The sequence below is a fragment of the Streptomyces sp. GC420 genome (assembly GCF_009916105.1).
Classification (GTDB): Bacteria; Actinomycetota; Actinomycetes; order Streptomycetales; family Streptomycetaceae; genus Streptomyces.
Genome location: NZ_JAAAXQ010000003.1, coordinates 1 through 18,765, shown reverse-complemented (window position 1 = coordinate 18,765; position 18,765 = coordinate 1). Strand labels below are relative to the sequence as shown.

The window sequence follows — 18,765 nt, the reverse complement described above, 5'->3', positions numbered from 1 at the left end:
CGGCTCGGCCAGCCCCCGAACCCCGTTGTCTTGACCGGCTGTTCCAATGTCCGTGAAGGTGGAGGCGATCTCGAATTCCTCCGAATCCCGGGCCTGTTCGCTTGAGGAGATGATCCGTGTGCGCTCGTTCGGTGCGTCGTCTGCGCAAAAGGGAATGTGGCTGGCGCAGAAAATGACCCCCGACACGCTGAACCATGCGCTGTTCATGTGGGATGTGGACGGTGAACTGGACGCGGCGGTCATGGAATCCGCATTCCGTCACGTACTCGGCGAGGCGGAAGTGCTGCGCGTCAACTTCGTCGAAGTCGACGGCGAACTGCGGCAGGTACCCCGGGAATTGGGGGACTGGCAGCCGTTCTTCATGGATGTGAGCGACGCTGCCGATCCCGAGCAGACGGCCCGCGAGGCGCTGGCCGACTTGGTGAGGCAGCCGTTCGACCTGGAACGTGACCTGCTGGTCCGACTGGGCGTGGTCAAACTCGCGTCGGCCCGCTCCCTCGTGGTGGTCGCCTACCACCACCTCGTGTCGGACGGGTACGGCGCGGGCGGCCTGCTGTCGCGGCGCCTCGCGGAGGTCTACACGGCGCTCGCACGGGGCGCTCGAGTACCGGAGTTGCCGCAGCCGTGGGACGCCGAGTCGTTCGCGGCCGAAATGTCGCAGTACCGCGAGTCCCCGGCGTTCGCCGAGGACACCGAGTTCTGGCGCTCCTACCTGACGGACGCGCCCGCGCCCGCACAGGTCCCACGCATTGCCCTGTCCGACGCAGCGCGGTCCGCGCTGTCCGAGCGGACCGGCACCGCCGACCGCTGGGGCCAACTGGCCGACGTCATCGGCATGGTGAGTCGAACACTGACCATTCCGCGCACCGAGGCGGACACCTGGACCGACGCCGCGAAGTCCATGGGCGTATGGATGTCGTCGCTGCTGACCGCGGCCGCCGCGGTGTACTTCCGGCACCGCTGCGACCACCCGGAGTTCCTTCTCTCGATGGCCGTGGCCAACCGGACCGGGGTGGCTGGCAGCACGCCCGGCCTGACGGTGAACGTGGTGCCGATGAGGGTGCGGGTCCCGCTCGGTACGACCTTCGGCGAGATCGCCGACGCGGTGGTCGACGAGACGTACGAGATCTTCGGCCACACCGCCTGCCACTACTCGGACATCCAGCGCGCGAGCGAAACCAGCCCGAGTGGACGCGGCAGTTTCGGCGCCGTCGTCAACGTCGTCGAGTTCGCGGAGCAACTCCACTTCGCCGGCCACCCGGCGCGCCACCTCGGCGCGACGACCGGCGCCTTCGACGAACTGTCCATCGGCGTCTACACCGACGGAAGCGCCGACAGCGACCTGTTCCTCCGCCTCGACGCCCCCGCGACCCTGTACTCCGGAGCGGAGCTGCGCTTCATCGGCCTGGAGCTGATCTCGTTCATACGCGCCCTGCTGGCCGCCGACGCACAGCTGCCGGTCGGTGCGCTGGACGTGGTCGGTGGCGCCCGGCGGGACCGGGTGCTGACAGCGCCGAACGACACGGATGTGCCGGTGCCGGGCTTGACGGTTCCGGAGCTGTTCGCCCGCCAGGTGCAGCGGGCTCCCGATGCCGTCGCGCTGGTGTCCGGGGACTCGGCCCTCTCGTACCGGGAACTGGACGAGCGGTCGAGCCGCCTGGCCGAGGCGCTGCGACGTCGGGGCGTCGGGCCCGGGACGGTGGTAGCGGTGGCGATGCCTCGCTCGGTGAACCTGGCCGTTGCCCTGCTGGGGGCGGCGAAGGCGGGCGGAGCCTACCTGCCCGTCGACCCGGCGTTCCCTCCGGAGCGCATCAGGTCGGTGGTGAGTGATGCCGCGGTGCGCTTCCTGCTCGCCGAAGCGGCGACAGCCGAAGTGCTCGCCGCCGGTCTGGATGTTCCGTCGATTCCTTTCGACGGCATCTGGTCGGACACCGCCGGTGACAACGACGGTGCGCGGGTCCCCTTGCACCTGGACAGCCTGCTGGCCGTGATGTACGGATCCGGATTGGCCGGCGCGGCCACAGGAGTCGCTGTCACGCACCGGAACATGCAGCGGTGCGTCATGGATCGCCAATGGCGTGAAGGCGGCCGCAGCACCGTGCTGTGGCATTCGCCGCACACCTCCGACGCGCTCGCCCTCGAACTGTGGGTGCCTCTGCTGAACGGCGGCCGGGTGGTCGTGGCTCCTCCGGGCGAGCTGGACATCGACACGCTGACCGAGCTGCGAGCGGTCCACGAGATCTCCACGCTGTGGCTGCCCGTTGGCCTGTTCTCGGCGATCGCGGCGCAACACCCCGAGAGCTTCACCGGGTTGCGCGAGGTGTGGACCGGTGGTGACCGTGTGTCCGCAGCCGCGGTGCGACGGGTGCGGGAGGCGTGCCCCGAGCTGACGATCGTGAGTGGCCACGGCCCGACGGAAACGACCGTGTTCGCAGTGGTCCACCGCCTGGCCGCGGACGACCCGGCGGACCACGCGGGCGCGGTAGGCCGCCCGGCGGACAACACCGCCCTCTATGTGCTGGGGCCGGGGTTGGCCCCTGTCCCCGTGGGCGTGGCCGGAGAGCTGTACGTGGCCGGACCCGGCGTGGCCCGCGGTCTTCCCGGGCGCCCCGGGCCGACCGCGGAGCGTTTCGTGCCCTGCCCGTTCGGTCCGGTCGGCGGGCTCATGTACCGGACCGGAGACCGGGTGCGGTGGGGCACCGGCGGCCGCCTCGAGTACGTGGGCCGGGCCGGCACCCAGGCGGAGATTCGTGGTGTTGCGGTCGAACCGGCGGAGATCGAGGAGGTGCTGTCCGAGCACCCCGGGCTGGCACAGTCGGTGGTGGTCGCCAGGAAGGACGGCTCCGGGCAGAAGCGGCTGGTGGCCTACGTGGTCCCGGTGGGCGGGCGCGACCGCGGGGCCGGCCCTGCGGTCCAGGAACTGCGCCGGTTCGCCGCGGAGCGGTTGCCGGAGTTCATGGTGCCGTCGATATTCGTGGTGCTGGAACGCCTGCCCGTGACGGCCGGGGGGAGAGTGGACCGGGCGTCGCTGCCGGAGCCCGCGTTCGACGACAGGCGGCACCGGGCGCCGCGCAACCCCACCGAGCGGGTTCTGGCCGAGGCCTTCGCGGATGTGCTCGAACTGGACCGCGTGGGCATCGACGAGGACTTCTTCGAGCTCGGTGGGAACTCGCTGCGGGCAATCAGACTGGTCGGTCTGATCCGGGCGGAGCTGAATCTCGAAGTGTCCATCCGGACGTTGTTCGCGGCACGCACCATCGCCGGCCTGTCGGACAGATGGAAGGACGTAGCCCGGTCGAGCAGGCCGACTCTGCGCAGAAGGACGAAGGACGGCGAAGCCCTCTGAGCGATTTACGTGTGAATTCGTGTCCCGTCGGCGGGACATAAACGCGTCCGGCGTACTTGAATGGCTCATCGTGCCGGGTCTACGTTGGCGGCGCGACGGATGAAAATGCCAGCGGGAGAATTCTCTATGAGTAATCGTGAACACGAGATCTACGACGTGGTCGGCGTTGGGTTCGGTCCGTCCAACCTGTCGCTCGCCATCGCCCTGGAAGAGTACGGGGCGCGTGGTCCGGAGGACGGGATCAGCAGCCTCTTCTTCGAGCGTCAGTCCTCTTTCGGCTGGCACCGCAACATGCTGCTGCCATCGGCGACCATGCAGATATCCTTTCTCAAGGACCTGGTCACCTTTCGCAATCCGACGTCGAGTTTCAGCTTCGTCGCATACCTGCACGCGCAGGGGCGGCTGCCGCAGTTCGTCAACAATCAGGACTTCTTCCCTACGCGCCAGGAGTTCCACCAGTACCTCGAGTGGGCGCAGGCAAAGGTGGCCGACCGCATCGTGTACGGCTCCGAGGTGACGTCGATCCGGCGGCCGCCGGGCGCCGTTCCCGAGCTGTCGGACCGTCTGCTGCTGGAAGTGGCCGATGCCACCGGCCGAGCCGGCCGCGTGGTCGAGGCACGGAACGTGGTGATCTCGACCGGCCTGGTCCCGAGCATGCCCGAGGGAACCGAGCGCGACGAACGGGTTTGGCACAGCTCCGAGTTCCTGGCGAAGTACCGCCGGACGGATCCCGGGGAGCTGCGTCGGGTGGCGGTGGCCGGAGCGGGCCAGAGCGCCGCCGAGATCGCCAGGTTCCTGTACGACGAGCTGCCGCACGCCCAGGTCTGCGCGATCGTCCCGTCCTACGGCTACTCCGTCGCGGACGACACCCCCTTCGCCAATCAGGTCTTCGACCTGGGGGCCGTCGACGAGTACTACTTCGGCAGTGAGCAGACACGGGAGGCGTTCTGGCGGTACCACCGCAACACGAACTACTCGGTCGTCGACGACGAGGTGATCCGGGATCTGTACCGCAGGTCGTATGACGACGACGTGCGGGGGGTCAGGCGCCTGCAGTTCCTCAACCTGACGAGGGTCACCGGTGTGAAGCGCGCCGGCGCCGAGACCCGTGTTTCCCTCCAGGAGGGCTCGGACGGCGAGGTGCGCGAACTCGACTTCGACCTGCTCGTCTGCGCGACCGGCTACAACGCGATGGAGCCCACGGACCTGCTCGGCGATCTCGACCGGTACTGCCTGCGCGACGAGGCGGGCCGGTACCGGGTGGAGCGGGACTACCGCATCGTCACCGCCCCCGACATGCGATGCGGCATCTACCTTCAGGGCGGCACCGAACACACCCACGGCCTGACCTCCTCACTGCTGTCGAACATCGCGGTACGGAGCGGTGAGATCGTCGACTCGATTGTCGCCCGGCGCGCCGGGCCGAACGACGAGAGCGACGAGAGCACGGTCCTCGCCGAGGCAGGAAAGGGAACATTTCGATGAGTGGTCCGGTGGAGGACCGGTGGCTGCGCCCCTACCGCGATGACGACGGGTGCGAGACGAAGCTCGTCTGCTTTCCGGCAGCCGGCGCCGGGGCGAGCGCGTATCGCACCTGGGCTCTGGGACTGCCGTCGGACATCGGAGTGCTCGCCGTCCGGTACCCGGGCCGGGAGGACCGGTTCGGCGACCAGTTCGCGCCCAGGCTGGAAGCTCTCGCGGACGACATAGCCGACGCGCTCTACGAGCTGACGCAGTATCGGCTGGTGTTGTTCGGTCACAGCATGGGGGCCTCGGTGGCGCACGAGGTGGCGCTGCGCTTCCAGGAACGGGGGTGTCCCCCGGCCGCCTTGTGCGTGTCCGGCAGGCGGGCGACGCATGCGCTGGCCGGCCGGCAGATGATCTCCGGCACGGACGAGGAGATCATCGCGCATGTCGTGGGCTTCGACGCGAGCCGTGCCGCGGTCTTCGCCGACCCCGACCTGCGGGAGATCGTGCTCCCCGCGGTCCGCGCGGACTACCACTTGGTGGACGACTATGCCGGTGGCCCCCGGCCTCTGCTCGACTGCCCGGTGTACGGCTACACCGGTGACGCCGATTCCGAAGTGACCCCGGAGCAGATGTGCCGCTGGGGGGAATTGACGAACGATGCCTTCCGGCTTCGCGTGTTGCCCGGCGGGCATTTCTATCTGAGAGCCGAGGAAGCCGCGCTGTTGGCGGACTTGAGTGACGTATTGGGCGACGTCAAGTTCCGTACGAAGACAGCCACTTGACGTGTGCAATGCCATGGTAAGGTGATTTCGATATGGCGCGGGAATGTGTATCGGTGTGTGATTTAACCATCGTCCATTTACCGGGTGCCAACTTCCGCTCGGTCGCCGAAACTGAGCCAGCAAAGGTCGCGTCGAATCCGGCAGTGCCCTATTGAGCAACCCACGCGCAGTTTCATGAGCGTCCTCGGCCTAGGGATGGCAGATGGCAAGTAGATCGAAAGCGCTGACTGTGCCCCGCGCGCTCCCCTCGTTGTGGGGCGGTCCGACCGATCCGCCGTGCCTGCTCGATGCACTGGCCATGACCGCGGCGACACGGTCGGACGACATCGCGGTGTGCGACGAGGACCATGAGCTGACCTACCGGGACCTGACCCTGTGGACCAGCAGCATCGCCGCGGTCCTCGTGGATCACGGCATCCGCCCGGGCGACCGGGTGGCGATCACCGGCTCGCGAAGTGCCGCGATCGTGGCGGCGATGCTGGCCACGGTGTACATCGGGGCCACGTACGTGCCGCTGGACGCCGACTATCCGGTGAAGCGTCTTGAGTACATGAACGCCGACAGCGGTGCCAAGATACTGCTGTGCGCCGACCAGGAACCCGTGTTCGCGACCGGTGTGCAGTCCCTGCGCATACCGTCGGCACCGGGCCGGCCGACCACGAGAACGTCCGGCGACGTGGCCATGCCGCGGCATTCCTGCCGGGCGGACCTGCCCGTGTACATCATCTACACCTCCGGGTCCACGGGCCTGCCCAAGGGTGTCGCCCTGCCGCACCGCTCCATCGACAACATGGCGGAATGGCAGCGAAGTCATTCGGTGCGGCCCGACCTGCGCACCGCCCAGTTCACGCCGCTCAACTTCGATGTGTGGTTCCAGGAGGTTCTCGGCACGCTGTGCGGCGGGGGAACGCTGGTGATCATGCCCGAGCCGCTGCGCCGTGACGCGATCGCCCTGCTCGACTGGCTGGCGGACAACCGGATCGAGCGCCTGTTCCTGCCGTACGTGGCCCTGAACATGCTCACCACTGCCGCTGCCGCCGCCGATTCGCTCGACGGTCTCGCGCTCCAAGAGGTGAACCTCGGCGGCGAGCAGCTCGTCTGCACCCCGGTCCTGAGGAACTTCTTCCGGCGCCTGCCGGGCTGCCGGCTGAACATTCACTACGGCCAGAGCGAGTCCGCCATGGTCACCGCGCACACGCTGACCGGGCCGCCGGAAGACTGGCCGACCTTGCCGCCGATCGGGAGCCCTCTGCCGGGCTGCGAGGCGATCGTCGATCCGGTCGGCCATGACGAGCCAGGGGTGGGGGAGCTCCTCGTGGCGGGCCTGCCCCTGTCGACCGGCTATCTCAACCAGCCCGGCCTCAACGCGGCGCGGTACATCCCCCTCGACCTCACCCGGCACGGCCACAACCGGGCCTTCCGTACCGGAGACCTGGTGCGCGTCGAGGACGATGTCATCCACTACGTCGGCCGTGCCGACAACGAAGTGAAGATCCGCGGAGTCCGGGTGAATCCGCTGGAGGTGGACGCCTGCCTGCTCGAACAGCCTGGCGTCACGGAAGCGGTGTGCGTTCCGATCCAGATCGCGGAAGGTTCCCGTCAGCTACGGGCAGCCGTCACCCTCGACGGAGAGGAAGGCGCCTTTGACGCCGGCCGAGCGTTGGCCGCCCTGACCGAGCTACTGCCCGGCCCCTCGGTGCCAGTCTCCATCACGGTCCTGCCGGAGCTGCCTCGCACACCGAGCGGCAAGGCGGACCGCAAGGCGGTCGCCCAGGCACTCGCGGACATGCACCTGCAAGGACATGGACGGCCCGGCCGTTGACGCAGATCGGGTTCGAGTTGTTGTCGAAGATTGCGGACAAGACGCCAGCGCAGACAGGGGTGTGACATGGAAGGCGACTTCGAGACGGAGACGGAACGTCGGCTCGCGATGATCTGGGCCGATGTCCTCAAGATCGACAAGGTCGGGCGCGACCAGGACTTCTTCGGCCTCGGCGGGGATTCGCTGCTGGCCACCAAGGTGGTGCTGGAAGCCCGCCGAGTCTGGAACATCGATTTCACGGTGCGAGTTCTCATCGACACGCCGGTCCTCGCCGGCCTGGCCGAACGCATCGACCAGTGGGTCGACAAGGACCGTGGGACGCCCGGACAGCCTTCATAGCCACGCATATCGACGAGACAGCGGCACAGGATTCGGGGCGGAGGTCCGGAATGCTCATCGAAAGTATCCCGACTAGGGTCGGGAGCGGAAACCAAGAGCGCAAGAAAGTCGTGCTCGTCGAAATTCCCACCTATGAGAACATTCTGCCGCTTGCGTCCGGCTACATCCAGGCGTGCGCGCAGGAAGACATCGAGGTGGGGCCGGCCCACACCTTCGAAATAGTCTCCTACCCGGTGACCGACGACCGGCACAAGCTGCTGGAGGAACTGGCCGGGAAGTATGCGGATGTCTACACCTTCAGCTGTTACATCTGGAACATGAAGCTGGTCGGCTGGCTGCTGAAGGAGCTCCGGGAGAGGCAGCCGGGCGCCCATTACCTGCTCGGCGGCCCGCAGGTGATGAATCACGCCGCGACCTATCTGGCGGGTGCGCCGGAGAACGTCTATGTGTGCAACGGGGAGGGGGAGCGGACGTCCGTGGAGCTGCTCAGGCAGCTCAACAGCTCGACGCCCGACATACACCAGGTCCCCGGACTCAGCTTCTGGTCCGGCGGCGAGCTCGTCACCACGGAACCGGCGCCGCGGATCAACAACCTCATGGAAATTCCTTCCCCCTTCCTCACGGGCGTCTTCGACGGCCGGGAGTTCAGTATGGGGATCCTGGAGACGAACCGTGGGTGTCCCTTCCGCTGCACCTTCTGCTACTGGGGCGCGGCCACCAACTCAAAGGTGATCAAGTTCGAGGAGGAGCGGATCAGGGCCGAGCTGGACTGGATCGCCGACAACGGGCTCTCCGGGCTCTTCATCGCCGACGCGAACTGGGGGCAGTCACCTCGTGACGTGGCGATGACCGAGCACATCGTGGAACGCAAGAAGGAAGTCGGCTATCCGCTGGTCGTGTATATGGCGGCCACCAAGAACCGGCCGGAGCGCATGGCGCAGATCACCGAGATCTTCGTACGTGGCGACCTCATGGTGACTCAGCCCATCTCGCTCCAGACCCTGAATCCCGAGTCGCTCAAACTCGTGGAGCGGTCCAACATTCGCGAAGAGACCTTCGTCGAGCTGCAGCGCACGCTCAGGGAAAAGCAGATCAGTTCCTATGTGGAACTGATCTGGCCCCTGCCGGGGGAGACCTTCGAGTCGTTCAAGGACGGGTTGACCAAGCTGTCCCGGTCCTACGCCGACACCGTGATCGTCTACCCGCAGCTTCTCCTGCACAACACGCCGATGTACAACCAGGTGGAACTCTACGGCCTGACGACGGAGCCCGTCCCGAGCGACGTGTCCGAGGCGGAGGTCGTCGTCGCCACGAACTGGGTGTCGAAGGACGAGTGCCGTGAGGCGTACTGGCTGTACAACGCGATGCACACCACCTACAACATGCGGGGCCTGTTCCTGCTCTCCGGCTACCTCGACGCCGCCGGCATCATCTCCTACGGAGATCTGTTCGCCAGTGTCGCGCGCTACTTCCAGAGCCGGACAGGTTCCGAGGTGCTCCAGCTCATCGCCGAGTCCTTGGCCAGCCTGACCAACTACGACGTGCTCCTCAGCGGAAAGATCGGGCACATGATCCTCAGCACCCATCGTGAGGAGTTCGACGAGGTCCTGGCCGACTACGTCACATCCCAGGAGTGGTGGTCGGACCCGATGGCCCGGCAGGCGTTCGAGATGGACCTGATCGCGCGGCCGTACATCTACCGCGAACCGGTGAGCGTGCCGGACTACGAGTTCACGGAGATCACCGTGCACGGCCTCGGCGATGCCGAGACCTTCATCGTGGAGGTTTCCGCGGAGCTGGCCCGGCTGCTGACGGAGCGCGAGATGCTCGACGCCGACGTGCGGGGCGACGCCGTGTCAGGACGGGTCACGCTGAGCGTCAACCATCATGCCCGGCAGAAGATGCCCTACATGCCACAGCGGAGCCTTGAGCACAACGCCAACTACTGCCACGGCACCGTCCTGCGCTTCCGCGAGATTCTGCCCTTCGTCGAGGTTCACTCACCGGACACCGTTCAGGCTCCGGCCGCTGACTGACCGTCCCGGGCCATGGGGATGGCCTCCTTCTGTCCGTACGCGCTCGACGGCTACTTCGCTCGCCGCCCATCGATCACCGGCAGGAAAGGACGCCATCCCGTGGAGCTGTCCCGATCCGGAACCAAGATGGCCAGTCTGTCAGGACTTCGGCTCATCATGGACGACATCGCCACCACCACCGGCTCCGTCACGGGAACGCAGTGGCTCAACCTCGGCATAGGAAATCCGGCGGCCATACCCGAGGTCATGGACACCTGGCAGCGGATGACCTCCGAGGCGCTGGTCACCTCCTTCGGCGATGTCAGCTGCAAGTACGGGCCGTCTCGTGGACTGCCGGAACTCGTCGACGCGGTCGCCGAGTACTTCAACAGGCGCTACGGCTGGAACGTGGGGCCGCGCAACATCGTGGTGGGTCCCGGCAGTCAAATGCTCTGCTTCATCGCCGCGGCGCTCTTCACCGGGGCGGGCGCGAGGGGGGACACCAAGCTGGTCCTGCCGATGACCCCGGACTACACCGGCTACCAGGGGCTCTCCTTGACGCCCGGCGGAATCCGGGGAGTCGAGCCCCTCCTGCGGCTCGAAGGCGAGCGGTCCTTCCGCTATCTGCTGGATCTGCCCGCCCTCGAGAGCCTGGCGGACGTCGGGCTCATACTGCTCTCCAGCCCGAGCAACCCGGCGGGCCGCTGCGCGTCGCTCGACGAGATCCAGCGGCTCATCTCGGCTGCCCGAGGCCACGACGTACCGCTCTTAGTCGACAACGCCTACGGCGCTCCGTTCCCGGGTATCGGCGGATCCTCCATGGCACCGGTGTGGGACGAACGTGTCATCAATGTCTTCTCGGTCTCGAAGGCCGGGCTTCCCGGAGAGCGCCTGGGCTTCGCCGTGGCCGACGAGCGGCACATCGATCCCATCGTCTCGTTCCTGTCCAACTCGGCGCTGCACGCCCCCCAGCTGGTGCAGTCGGCACTGGCCCACGCGCTGCGGTCCGACGTTCTCGACACGCTGGTCGCGTCGGTCATCGGCCCCTTCTACGCCGAGCGCAGGAAGTTCGTCGAGTCGCTGCTGGCGGGGGCACTGCCGGAGGACGTTTCCTGGCACTTGCACGCCGCCGAAGGGGGCATGTTCTGCTGGGTCTGGGTGGACGAGGAGTGGTTCGACGACCTCCGTCTGTACGGGACGCTCAAGCGCAGGGGCGTTTTCGTCGTACCGGGACGGCATTTCTTCACCGACGTCGAGCACAGCCAGGGCCTCGGACGCCACCCTCAGCAGTGCTTCAGGATCAGCATCACTCCCGATCCGGACACCATCGCCGCCGGCATCAAGGTGATCGCGGCGGCGCTGAGTGACATGCGTGCCGGAAGTGTTGCGCCATGACGAGGCAAGAGGGCCGGCGGGCATCCGCCCACGTCAACTCGCCCATCAAGAGTCGGGGCTGACGCCAGGAGGACGGTCCGGCAACAATGCGGGCTCAGGAAACGCCTGCTCGACGGTGACCGTGCCCAAGCAAGCCGCGGGCGGAGCTCGCGTCAGCCACCGCCGGCAGCGCACTCCAGGGCGGTCGGGAGGAGGCCGCCCCGGGGCGGGACGAGCTGTGGACGGCGGCCCGGAGCATGCGTTCGCCGGTCGGCGGTCTTCGCGGGTGCGCAGCAGCGGCCCGCAGCCTGGTCGGTGCGGCGGTGCCCGGGCGTGTGACACGTCATCGACCATCGGGATCGGGCGGCTCGAGGCGTCGTGTTCGAAGCGGCGGGCTGTTCGGAACCAGCTCTGCGCCCCTCGTTGCGGAGCGGAAGTCCCGTGAACGGAAGCGTTGCTGATTGAAGAGGCGAGACCTCAGCCGGCCGGGCTCATACGATCGCGTACTGCCGCACGACCCCGCCCGTGGCGTCGGCGACCGTGACCCCGCCTCACCAACCGGCCCCACGATATCGCTTGCGCAAGTCAGCTGACCTTGGGCGCAGAGTCCAGCTGCACTGCGACGGACAGATAGCTCGATGCGAAAGAGAAGTAGCGAAACTTGACGTCGAACGCGTCGACGAACTCCATCAAGGCGCGGTACTCGTGCTGGCGCCAGCCGGGGTAGTTGAGGAACTCGTCGAAAACGATGATCGACCCCGCCCGCAGCCGTGGGGCAAGTCCGAACAGGGCCGTGTGGGCGCTGGAGTACAGGTCCGAGTCAATGTGCAGGAGAGCAACCGGCTCGTCGTTGCCGGCCAGGTACTTGGGCAGCGTGTCCTCGAACAAGCCGACGTGGAGCTTTGCATTGGACGGAAGGCCGGTCGGTAGCCTCCCCTCGGTGCTGTAGGTGCCGACCGGACTGTCGTGGGTCCAGTCCTCGGGCAACCCCTTGAAGGAGTCGAACCCGTGCACAGTGCGATCCTCGAACTCCTCACAGAGGATGGCCAATGTCTGCCCACCCATCACACCGAACTCCAGCACGTCGCCGTCTATCCTCACCGAGAGGCAGGCATGCCGAAGGAGGTTCTCCCGGCCACCGAGGTTCTGCGCCGACGCGAAATGCTCTTCCAGGAATCGGGCGGCGTCTACCACTGACACGATCTTTGCCATGCGCGCATAGTCGGTCAGCAGGCTTGTGATGTCCATTCCGCGTAGGTCTGGTAGCAGGCGACTGAGCTCTGGAAGCACTGGTAGCAGGCCTTCGGTGACGTCGTCGTCCATGTTCCTCCTCGACTCGAATCACTGAATAGGACGGTACAGATGACCGTTCCGCGTGACAATGGCGAGTAAGCCACAATTCGCTGACCGGAAACGAGCCCTGAGGATTTCATTGGCCGTCCGCTCATTCCGCCGAGCTTCTAACGCTGTTTAATTATCTCTACGTTCACGGAAGCGGGTCAGCCGGACAAGACAACGCCGGCGCCGGGATGGCGAGCCGCTGTCCCGCCGGCGGGACAGCCCCACGCGGCGGAAACCACAGCCCTCGGCCGCGCCCCTGTAGCCTGCACGAGGAAAGTGCTCTCATGCCGACGGATCAGGACTCGCAATCTTCGGCTCTTCCGTCGCCCGCCCGGTCGTCGTCCTCGCGTCCGGAACCGGCCCCCCGATGGGGCAGAAGTCGCGCGCCGCGAGGCTGTGGCACTGGCTGTGCCGTGAGCGTGACGCCACGGAGGTGAGCCCGTGCAGGCGCTGGAAGGCGTACGCGGCGGAGACGAGGGCCATGTGGTGGTACCAGCCGGGGAACGACCGGCCCTCGAAGTCCAGCAGCCCGAAGTCCTGCTCCATTGAACCGATCACGGCCGCCGTCCCGCTCTGGAACGCGGCGATCGAGCCGACCTCCGCGACGGCGTGGTGGGCGAGGCTGGTAAGCCACAGTGGGCGGGGACAGTTGCGGCCCACCTCGGTGAAGAGCCGGTAGAGAGGGCCGGGGGAGCGCCCCTGGGAGCTGCCTGGCAGATGAACGAGCGACGTCTGGAATGGTGTGCTGGGCTGTTGTCCGTCCGGCAGGGAGACGACGGCCGTCCCCTGGCTCCGCGCGTGGACCAGGGTCCTCGCGCTCACCGGCGCCGGGGCCTTCTCGCCCGCGGGCAGCACCGCCAGGTGCGGCGGCACGGCGACGACGAAATCGCGGCGGCGCTTGGTGAGTCCGTGCAGCAGATACCCCACGTCGGGTTCGTCGCTCATGTCGACGAGGACGACGGAGGACGAGGAGCCCGTGCGAGCCGACAGCCGTTCGACGAGTCGGAGTGCTTGCGCCCACAGCGGCCGGTACTGCTCGGATTCCGGTATGCGGGCCTCCGCGCGGCGGTCGGGTTCCCGTGTCCAGGTCGTCGGCAAGTGCAGGCACCAGTCGACGGGAACTTGAGCGCCGTCCACGCACAGGAAGGCCCCCAGCCCCAGCTGGCAGTTCAGCGTACGGCCCGAGGACAGGTCGAAGTAGCGATGGACACCCACGGACCGGTCACCGCGCTTGGGCAGAACAGCCCGGCCGATGGACCAGACAGCGGCGGGGCGATGCTGCGTCACCCAGTGGGTGAGTTCCGCCATGACCTCGTCGAAGTCCCACGGGCTGAGACTGACGAACTGGCGCAGCGACTGCACGACGGACGGGTCGCGGGAGATCGCGGTGGCGATTCGGCGCACCGACTTCTTGCCCGATGTGACGAGCAGACCTCTCAGATAGGCATGTGCCCACTTGCGTTGATCGGTTCGGCGCAGGCTCTTGAAGATCGTTCTGCTGTATAGGTCCAGGGCTAACTCGGGATCGTCGGCGCAAGTCGCGTGGCGTGAAGACGACGAGCCATCCGATTGGACCGTATCCATGCCGCTAATAACTCCCCCGACGTTACTGAGCGTTGGGGGAGAAGTCTAGGGCGCACCTCAGCGCGGTGTCACTCTCTCCGGCTTGCTTTGGCGTTGCCTGAGCCGGCCTTGGCGCCTCGACCGACACATAGCCAGGTCACGTCCGCGGAAATGGTGTATCGACGGACACTCGATGATGAACCGTTCCGGGTTCGGTAGAGGGCACTGGTCCTTGGAAGGATGCGTCCACGCCTGCCCAGTGGAACTCGCCCCCCCGACCGCCGCGCTGATCCGACTTCCATGCGGCAGGCCGGGACCGGCTGTGGGCAGCGGACTTCACCTACGTGCCCTGTTGGGCCGGCACCGTCTGCGTTGCGTTCTGCGTTGATGCCTTCTCCCGGCGGATCCTGAGGTGGAAGGCATCGATGAGCAGGCACACGAGCCTGGTCCCGGACGCGGTCGAGCAAGCCTTGCGGCAGCGCGGCTACCGGCCGAATGGCCGGGGGTTTGGTACACCACTCGGACGCGGGCAGTACACCTCGACCGCCTTCACCGAGCGCCTGGCTCAGGCCGGCTCCCCTCGACCGGCAGTGTCGCCAATGCGTATGACAACGCCCTCGCCGAGTCCACCATCGGTCTGTTCAGGACCGAGCTGATCAACCGCCGTGGGCCGTGGAAGAACTTCACGGACGTCGAGTCGGCCACCGCCGAGTGGATCGACTGGTACAACCACCGCCGACTCCACGGGGCTCTCGGCCATGTATCACCGGCCGAGTGCGAAACCGCCTGCCACCACCAGCACACCCGCGCCCGGCAGAGCCGACGCCTGGTGAGCCGGCTCAACCAACTCGGCTACCAAGTCACCCTTCAGACAGTGGAGGCCGCCTGAACCGCGCAGCAGATCGGGACTCGCTGCGGCGAGGTTGTCTTCCGCGATGGTGTGCAGGGGCAGACAGTCTGGTGCGGTCATCGTGCTGATCTCCTTCGAGCCTTCGACATCTCGAAGATCAGCCGGTGGCCGTTCTCATATCCGGGCACCCACTCCGACGCCGGGGCATACGCCCGGTTCGGGTGGGAGCCCGTACACCACTTCCCAGAACGCAGCCCAAGCCCCGGAGCGCGAGGCGACAGGATAATGGCTGGATTCCGCTCATGTCTTCTCGGGTGGGACCCTTGCTTTCTTGCGCGGGTGGCTCATCCCGCCCTCGGCCGCGGTGTTCGAGTGTTGCGGTCATAAGGCTATGACCTGCAAGGATGCGGGGCGATTCGGTTTCGGTGGGGCGATTGGCGGTGGCACTCGACGTGGCCGACTTAGAGCGTTGCAGGCTCTGAGTATCCCCTCAAATCACGCCATTCAGCGAACTGGGGCGCTAAGATTTCATTAAGAGGTTCGAACTCTGCAAAGTAGTGTTCGACGGCGCCAAGATCCTTGAACTGGGCATCATTGTCGGGATCTACTCGGGAGCGCGGCGGTCGGCCATCTCGACCTCGACAGGAAACCGTGCATTGGCCGGTTCGTTCGGGTCATCCGAATATATCTGCGAGCGGTGGTCGCTGCCCTGGGCATGCCTGCGCAAAGAACGGGGGTGAACGCTTTCTGTATTTGATGGGAAGCCATCGCGAACGGTCCGGTTTATACGCGCGTTGCCACGGAGGCGTGATGACGAATCAGGCCGAGGAACACAGAGACTCCAAGGCGCTCATATTCGGCAAGACCACAGAGACCATGTCGAGGACCCGGAAGACTTCCGGGGCGGAGTCGCGGCGCGACCAGGTACTGACTACAAAGGTGGGGCTGCACATACCCGTAGGACTCTCCTTCGAAGAGTGGGAGCGCGCCGGGCGTCAGCTTTCCGGGCTGCTCAACTCCTCGTCCTGGTGGCTCGGGGACTGGCTCATCTACGGCAAGGACCAATACGCCGACCGCTATGACCGCGGTATTCGCGCGGCCGGCCTCCAGTACCAGACGCTGCGCAACTACGCCTGGGTCTCCCGGCGGTTCGAACTGCACCGGCGGCGGCCCGCGCTCAGTTTCCAGCACCACGCGGAACTGGCGTCCCTGCCCGTCGACGAGCAGGAGACGTGGCTCGATCGTGCCGAGCGGATGAAGTGGAACACCAAACAACTGCGCGATGCCATTCGGGCGGAGCGCGAGGGCACCTCACAGCGGACGAGCGCCGTGGCGACGATGCGTCGGCTCGCCGTGCCCGACAACCGGCTCCAGTGGTGGCACAAGGCGGCGGCCCATGCCGGCGCCGAGTTGGGGGAGTGGGTGACGGCCACGCTCGACGCCGCCGCCAAGCAGCTGCTCGAAGAGGTGGACCGGCCGCCTGCCCGTACGGCGAGCGCGTTGGAGGCACACCTCGGTGTCCGTCCGGCGCAGTGAAAGTTGCGGGGTCCGCACCCCTTGGGGTGCGGACCCCGGAACACCGGAAAGACCGCTACGACAGGCGGCTCATGAGATCCGCCGTCTGCGCGTGGCGGGTGCATCCGCGCCCGGCGAACGACTGGACGACCCGTTCGCGAATCTCGGGGCGCTGTTCCTGGCTGAGCTTGAACATTCCCTCGGCTTTGGTGACCCGGACACGGAAAGCGCCCACGCCGGGTACTATCTTCCGGAAATAGCCGATGGATTCGCTCATGTCCCAGCTGTCGCCGAATTCCTTCTCGAATGCCTGCACTGTCGCCCGCACGACGCCCAGTGTCTCCTCCGCCGACTCGATCTTTTCCACTACTCCGTGCACATGCACCGAGGTGAAGTTCCATGTCGGTGCGGCCGGCGTGATGTCGTAGACGGTGGGTGAGACGTAAGCGTGAGGACCGGTGAACGCCAGCAGGATCATCGACCCGGTGTTCAGCGTCGCCCAGTGCGGATTGGCTCGGTTCATGTGACCCAGCAAGGGCATGTCGGCCAAGTCCGAGGCGGCCGGCCCTTCCCACTGAGGATCGGTGATGACCGGAAGGTGGGTGGCGTACGGTCCGTCAGCGGGAGTTCCGTTGCTCACCATCAGCGCCAGAGGGTTGCCGCGCATCAGGTCGACCATCCATGAAACATCCGGTTCCCGGTATTGGCTGGGGACGAACATACAGTACTCACCTTTCATAAGGCGCTGGGGGAATGGGGCGAATAGTCTACGAATCCTTCGTGGTGTCCTGTCGACGGGACAATCGGGTTCTCCATCATGGCCTGTCGCCGTCTCCGGCGCAATGAAGGAAAAGAATGATGGCCGTGCGTAAAAATTTCATTCGGCCCTCTGGGGAAATTCTGGAAAATGGGCAGGCGGTCGACGAGTACGGCTTACGGACGACTCACAGGAGTGCGGAATGACGATACGGAAGAGATCAAGGACCGGCGTGGTCGGTCTGGCGGTGGTTGCGATGGCGGTCACCGCTTTCACGGGTCCCGTGCAGGCGTCGCGGGACACGGCCTCCACGGCGGTTGAGCATCGAGCGACACAGCTGGCGATGGACGCGGCCGTGCAGGCAGGCGTTCCCGGTATCACCGCCGAAGCACGCGACGCCGACGGGGTCTGGAAGTCGGCGTCGGGCGTGGGGAACCTGAAGACGGGTGCGCCGCGCGGTAAGAACGACCGGTTCCGCGTCGGCAGTATCACCAATACGTTCGTGGCGACGGTCCTGCTTCAGATGGAGGCGGAGAAGCGGCTCGGTCTCGACGACACCGTGGAACGTCACCTGCCCGGCCTGGTGTCGGGCAATGGCAACGCCGGCCGTCAGATCACCGTGCGGCAGCTTCTCAACCACACCAGCGGCCTGTTCGACTACCTCGCCGACCAGGCGTACGGCGAGAGGTACCTGGAGGGCGACGGCTACCTCCAGCACCGGTACGACACCCTGACGCCGGAGAAGCGCGTGAAGGTGGCCCTCTCCCACGAGCCGTTGTTCGCGCCCGGTGCCAGGCACTCCTTCTCCACCACCAACGATGTCCTGGCCGCGCTGATCGTCGAGAAGGTCGGCGGCAGATCGTACGAGGACGAGGTGCGTGACCGCATCATCGGACCCCTGGGGCTCAAGGCGACGTCCCATCCCGGGAACGGCGTCCGTCTGCCCCGGCCGAGCAGCCGCGGCTACTCCAGGCTCTTCCCCTCACAGCCGGACCGGATCGACGACGTCACCGAGGTGAACGGGTCACAGGGCTGGGGCAGCGGCGACATCATCTCCAGCGCGGCGGATCTGAACCGGTTCTACGGGGCCCTGATGCGCGGGAGGCTGCTGCCGCCGCGGCAGTTGAAGGAGATGAAGACGACCGTCGACAACCCCGATTTCCCGGGCGCGTCCTACGGCCTCGGCATCGAACGGTTCGAGCTGGGCTGCGGCACCACCCTCTGGTACCACGACGGAGGCATGGCGGGGTGGCTGACACTGGCCGCCACCACGGAGGACGGCCGCCACCAACTCACGCTCGACTACAACGCCAACTGGGGAGCGGAGACCATCCTCCCCATCGTGAACGCGGAGTACTGCACCCCGTCTCCCTGACACCGGGTGGACGGCTGAACCTCCATGCCCGTTGTCGACGAGCATGGGGGTTCGCCGCCGTGAACCGGTGACTTCTGGCGGCGCCTCACCGCTGGAGGGCCGGTCCGAACCAGGTGCCGAGGGCGGTCCGGAGCGCGGAGGCGTCGAGCGCGCCGGCGTCAGCGGCCCAGGCGACATGGCCGTCGGGGCGGATGAGGAGCGCGGTGGGGGCGGGGA

15 protein-coding genes and 1 pseudogene are annotated in these 18,765 nt (G+C 66.6%); 11 read left to right on the top strand and 5 right to left on the bottom strand.

Going from position 1 to position 18,765, the window contains the following annotated elements:
• Positions 1–172 precede the first annotated feature (172 nt).
• The 7 genes from GUY61_RS00920 to GUY61_RS00890 all read left to right on the top strand — a co-directional run bounded on the left by GUY61_RS00920 (position 173) and on the right by GUY61_RS00890 (position 11,169).
• Positions 173–3,346, top strand: coding sequence for an amino acid adenylation domain-containing protein (locus tag GUY61_RS00920; RefSeq protein WP_243766076.1), 3,174 nt, complete (start codon positions 173–175; stop codon positions 3,344–3,346).
• Between the two features lie 126 nt (positions 3,347–3,472).
• Positions 3,473–4,831 (top strand): lysine N(6)-hydroxylase/L-ornithine N(5)-oxygenase family protein, encoded by a 1,359-nt coding sequence (locus GUY61_RS00915; protein ID WP_166628081.1) that lies wholly within the window; start codon positions 3,473–3,475, stop codon positions 4,829–4,831.
• Positions 4,828–5,598 carry a thioesterase II family protein gene (locus GUY61_RS00910; protein WP_166628080.1) on the top strand — a complete coding sequence of 257 codons (771 nt, stop codon included), beginning with the start codon at positions 4,828–4,830 and terminating at the stop codon, positions 5,596–5,598. The genes GUY61_RS00915 and GUY61_RS00910 overlap by 4 nt, the downstream gene beginning before the upstream one ends.
• Before the next feature lie 298 nt (positions 5,599–5,896).
• Positions 5,897–7,420: an AMP-binding protein gene (locus GUY61_RS00905; protein ID WP_208105398.1), complete on the top strand. Its 1,524-nt coding sequence runs from the start codon at positions 5,897–5,899 to the stop codon at positions 7,418–7,420.
• A 66-nt stretch (positions 7,421–7,486) separates the two neighbouring features.
• Entirely contained in the window at positions 7,487–7,759 is a 273-nt protein-coding gene (locus GUY61_RS00900) for a phosphopantetheine-binding protein (RefSeq protein ID WP_166628078.1), read from the top strand.
• Positions 7,760–7,869: 110 nt separating this feature from the next.
• A complete protein-coding gene (locus tag GUY61_RS00895; protein WP_166628077.1) occupies positions 7,870–9,795 on the top strand; it encodes a B12-binding domain-containing radical SAM protein in 1,926 nt (641 codons plus the stop codon).
• 12 nt (positions 9,796–9,807) lie between these two features.
• Positions 9,808–11,169: a valine--pyruvate transaminase gene (locus GUY61_RS00890; protein WP_166628076.1), complete on the top strand. Its 1,362-nt coding sequence runs from the start codon at positions 9,808–9,810 to the stop codon at positions 11,167–11,169.
• Between the two features lie 564 nt (positions 11,170–11,733).
• On the opposite strand, the gene GUY61_RS00885 is transcribed toward GUY61_RS00890, so the two are convergent.
• Positions 11,734–12,471, bottom strand: a complete 738-nt coding sequence (locus GUY61_RS00885) for a TylF/MycF/NovP-related O-methyltransferase (protein ID WP_166628075.1) — start codon at positions 12,469–12,471, stop codon at positions 11,734–11,736.
• A 300-nt stretch (positions 12,472–12,771) separates the two neighbouring features.
• Entirely contained in the window at positions 12,772–14,073 is a 1,302-nt protein-coding gene (locus tag GUY61_RS00880; protein ID WP_166628074.1) for a transposase, read from the bottom strand.
• A 299-nt stretch (positions 14,074–14,372) separates the two neighbouring features.
• On the opposite strand from GUY61_RS00880, the gene GUY61_RS41750 reads away from it, so the two are divergent.
• Both GUY61_RS41750 and GUY61_RS41745 read left to right on the top strand, forming a co-directional pair.
• Positions 14,373–14,708, top strand: coding sequence for a DDE-type integrase/transposase/recombinase (locus GUY61_RS41750; RefSeq protein ID WP_398953774.1), 336 nt, complete (start codon positions 14,373–14,375; stop codon positions 14,706–14,708).
• Positions 14,684–14,767: pseudogene (locus GUY61_RS41745) on the top strand (hypothetical protein); the annotation flags it as partial. The gene GUY61_RS41750 and the pseudogene GUY61_RS41745, both read left to right, overlap by 25 nt.
• Positions 14,768–14,815: 48 nt before the next feature.
• On the opposite strand, the gene GUY61_RS38960 reads toward GUY61_RS41745, so the two are convergent.
• Complete coding sequence (locus GUY61_RS38960; protein ID WP_208105408.1) at positions 14,816–15,022, bottom strand: hypothetical protein; 207 nt, start codon at positions 15,020–15,022, stop codon at positions 14,816–14,818.
• A gap of 690 nt (positions 15,023–15,712) precedes the next feature.
• Here GUY61_RS38960 and GUY61_RS00865 point away from each other — a divergent pair.
• Positions 15,713–16,438, top strand: coding sequence for an LmbU family transcriptional regulator (locus GUY61_RS00865; protein WP_208105397.1), 726 nt, complete (start codon positions 15,713–15,715; stop codon positions 16,436–16,438).
• Between the two features lie 55 nt (positions 16,439–16,493).
• Here GUY61_RS00865 and GUY61_RS00860 read toward each other — a convergent pair whose 3' ends face one another.
• Positions 16,494–17,138, bottom strand: coding sequence for an FMN-binding negative transcriptional regulator (locus tag GUY61_RS00860; RefSeq protein ID WP_166628072.1), 645 nt, complete (start codon positions 17,136–17,138; stop codon positions 16,494–16,496).
• Between the two features lie 238 nt (positions 17,139–17,376).
• Between GUY61_RS00860 and GUY61_RS00855 the strand changes: the two genes are divergently transcribed.
• Positions 17,377–18,549: a serine hydrolase gene (locus tag GUY61_RS00855; RefSeq protein ID WP_166628071.1), complete on the top strand. Its 1,173-nt coding sequence runs from the start codon at positions 17,377–17,379 to the stop codon at positions 18,547–18,549.
• Positions 18,550–18,634: 85 nt separating this feature from the next.
• Here GUY61_RS00855 and GUY61_RS41740 read toward each other — a convergent pair whose 3' ends face one another.
• Positions 18,635–18,742, bottom strand: coding sequence for a hypothetical protein (locus GUY61_RS41740; RefSeq protein WP_398953771.1), 108 nt, complete (start codon positions 18,740–18,742; stop codon positions 18,635–18,637).
• Between the last annotated feature and the right edge of the window lie 23 nt (positions 18,743–18,765).

Coding starts and splice junctions, on each gene's coding strand:
- GUY61_RS00860 (WP_166628072.1), bottom strand. CDS start 17,138: ATGTTCGTCCCCAGCCAATACCGGGAACCGGATGTTTCATGGATGGTC.
- GUY61_RS00920 (WP_243766076.1), top strand. CDS start 173: ATGACCCCCGACACGCTGAACCATGCGCTGTTCATGTGGGATGTGGAC.
- GUY61_RS00915 (WP_166628081.1), top strand. CDS start 3,473: ATGAGTAATCGTGAACACGAGATCTACGACGTGGTCGGCGTTGGGTTC.
- GUY61_RS00905 (WP_208105398.1), top strand. CDS start 5,897: ATGACCGCGGCGACACGGTCGGACGACATCGCGGTGTGCGACGAGGAC.
- GUY61_RS00855 (WP_166628071.1), top strand. CDS start 17,377: ATGACGATACGGAAGAGATCAAGGACCGGCGTGGTCGGTCTGGCGGTG.
- GUY61_RS00885 (WP_166628075.1), bottom strand. CDS start 12,471: ATGGACGACGACGTCACCGAAGGCCTGCTACCAGTGCTTCCAGAGCTC.
- GUY61_RS00865 (WP_208105397.1), top strand. CDS start 15,713: ATGACGAATCAGGCCGAGGAACACAGAGACTCCAAGGCGCTCATATTC.
- GUY61_RS00900 (WP_166628078.1), top strand. CDS start 7,487: ATGGAAGGCGACTTCGAGACGGAGACGGAACGTCGGCTCGCGATGATC.
- GUY61_RS00880 (WP_166628074.1), bottom strand. CDS start 14,073: ATGGATACGGTCCAATCGGATGGCTCGTCGTCTTCACGCCACGCGACT.
- GUY61_RS00910 (WP_166628080.1), top strand. CDS start 4,828: ATGAGTGGTCCGGTGGAGGACCGGTGGCTGCGCCCCTACCGCGATGAC.
- GUY61_RS00890 (WP_166628076.1), top strand. CDS start 9,808: ATGGGGATGGCCTCCTTCTGTCCGTACGCGCTCGACGGCTACTTCGCT.
- GUY61_RS38960 (WP_208105408.1), bottom strand. CDS start 15,022: ATGACCGCACCAGACTGTCTGCCCCTGCACACCATCGCGGAAGACAAC.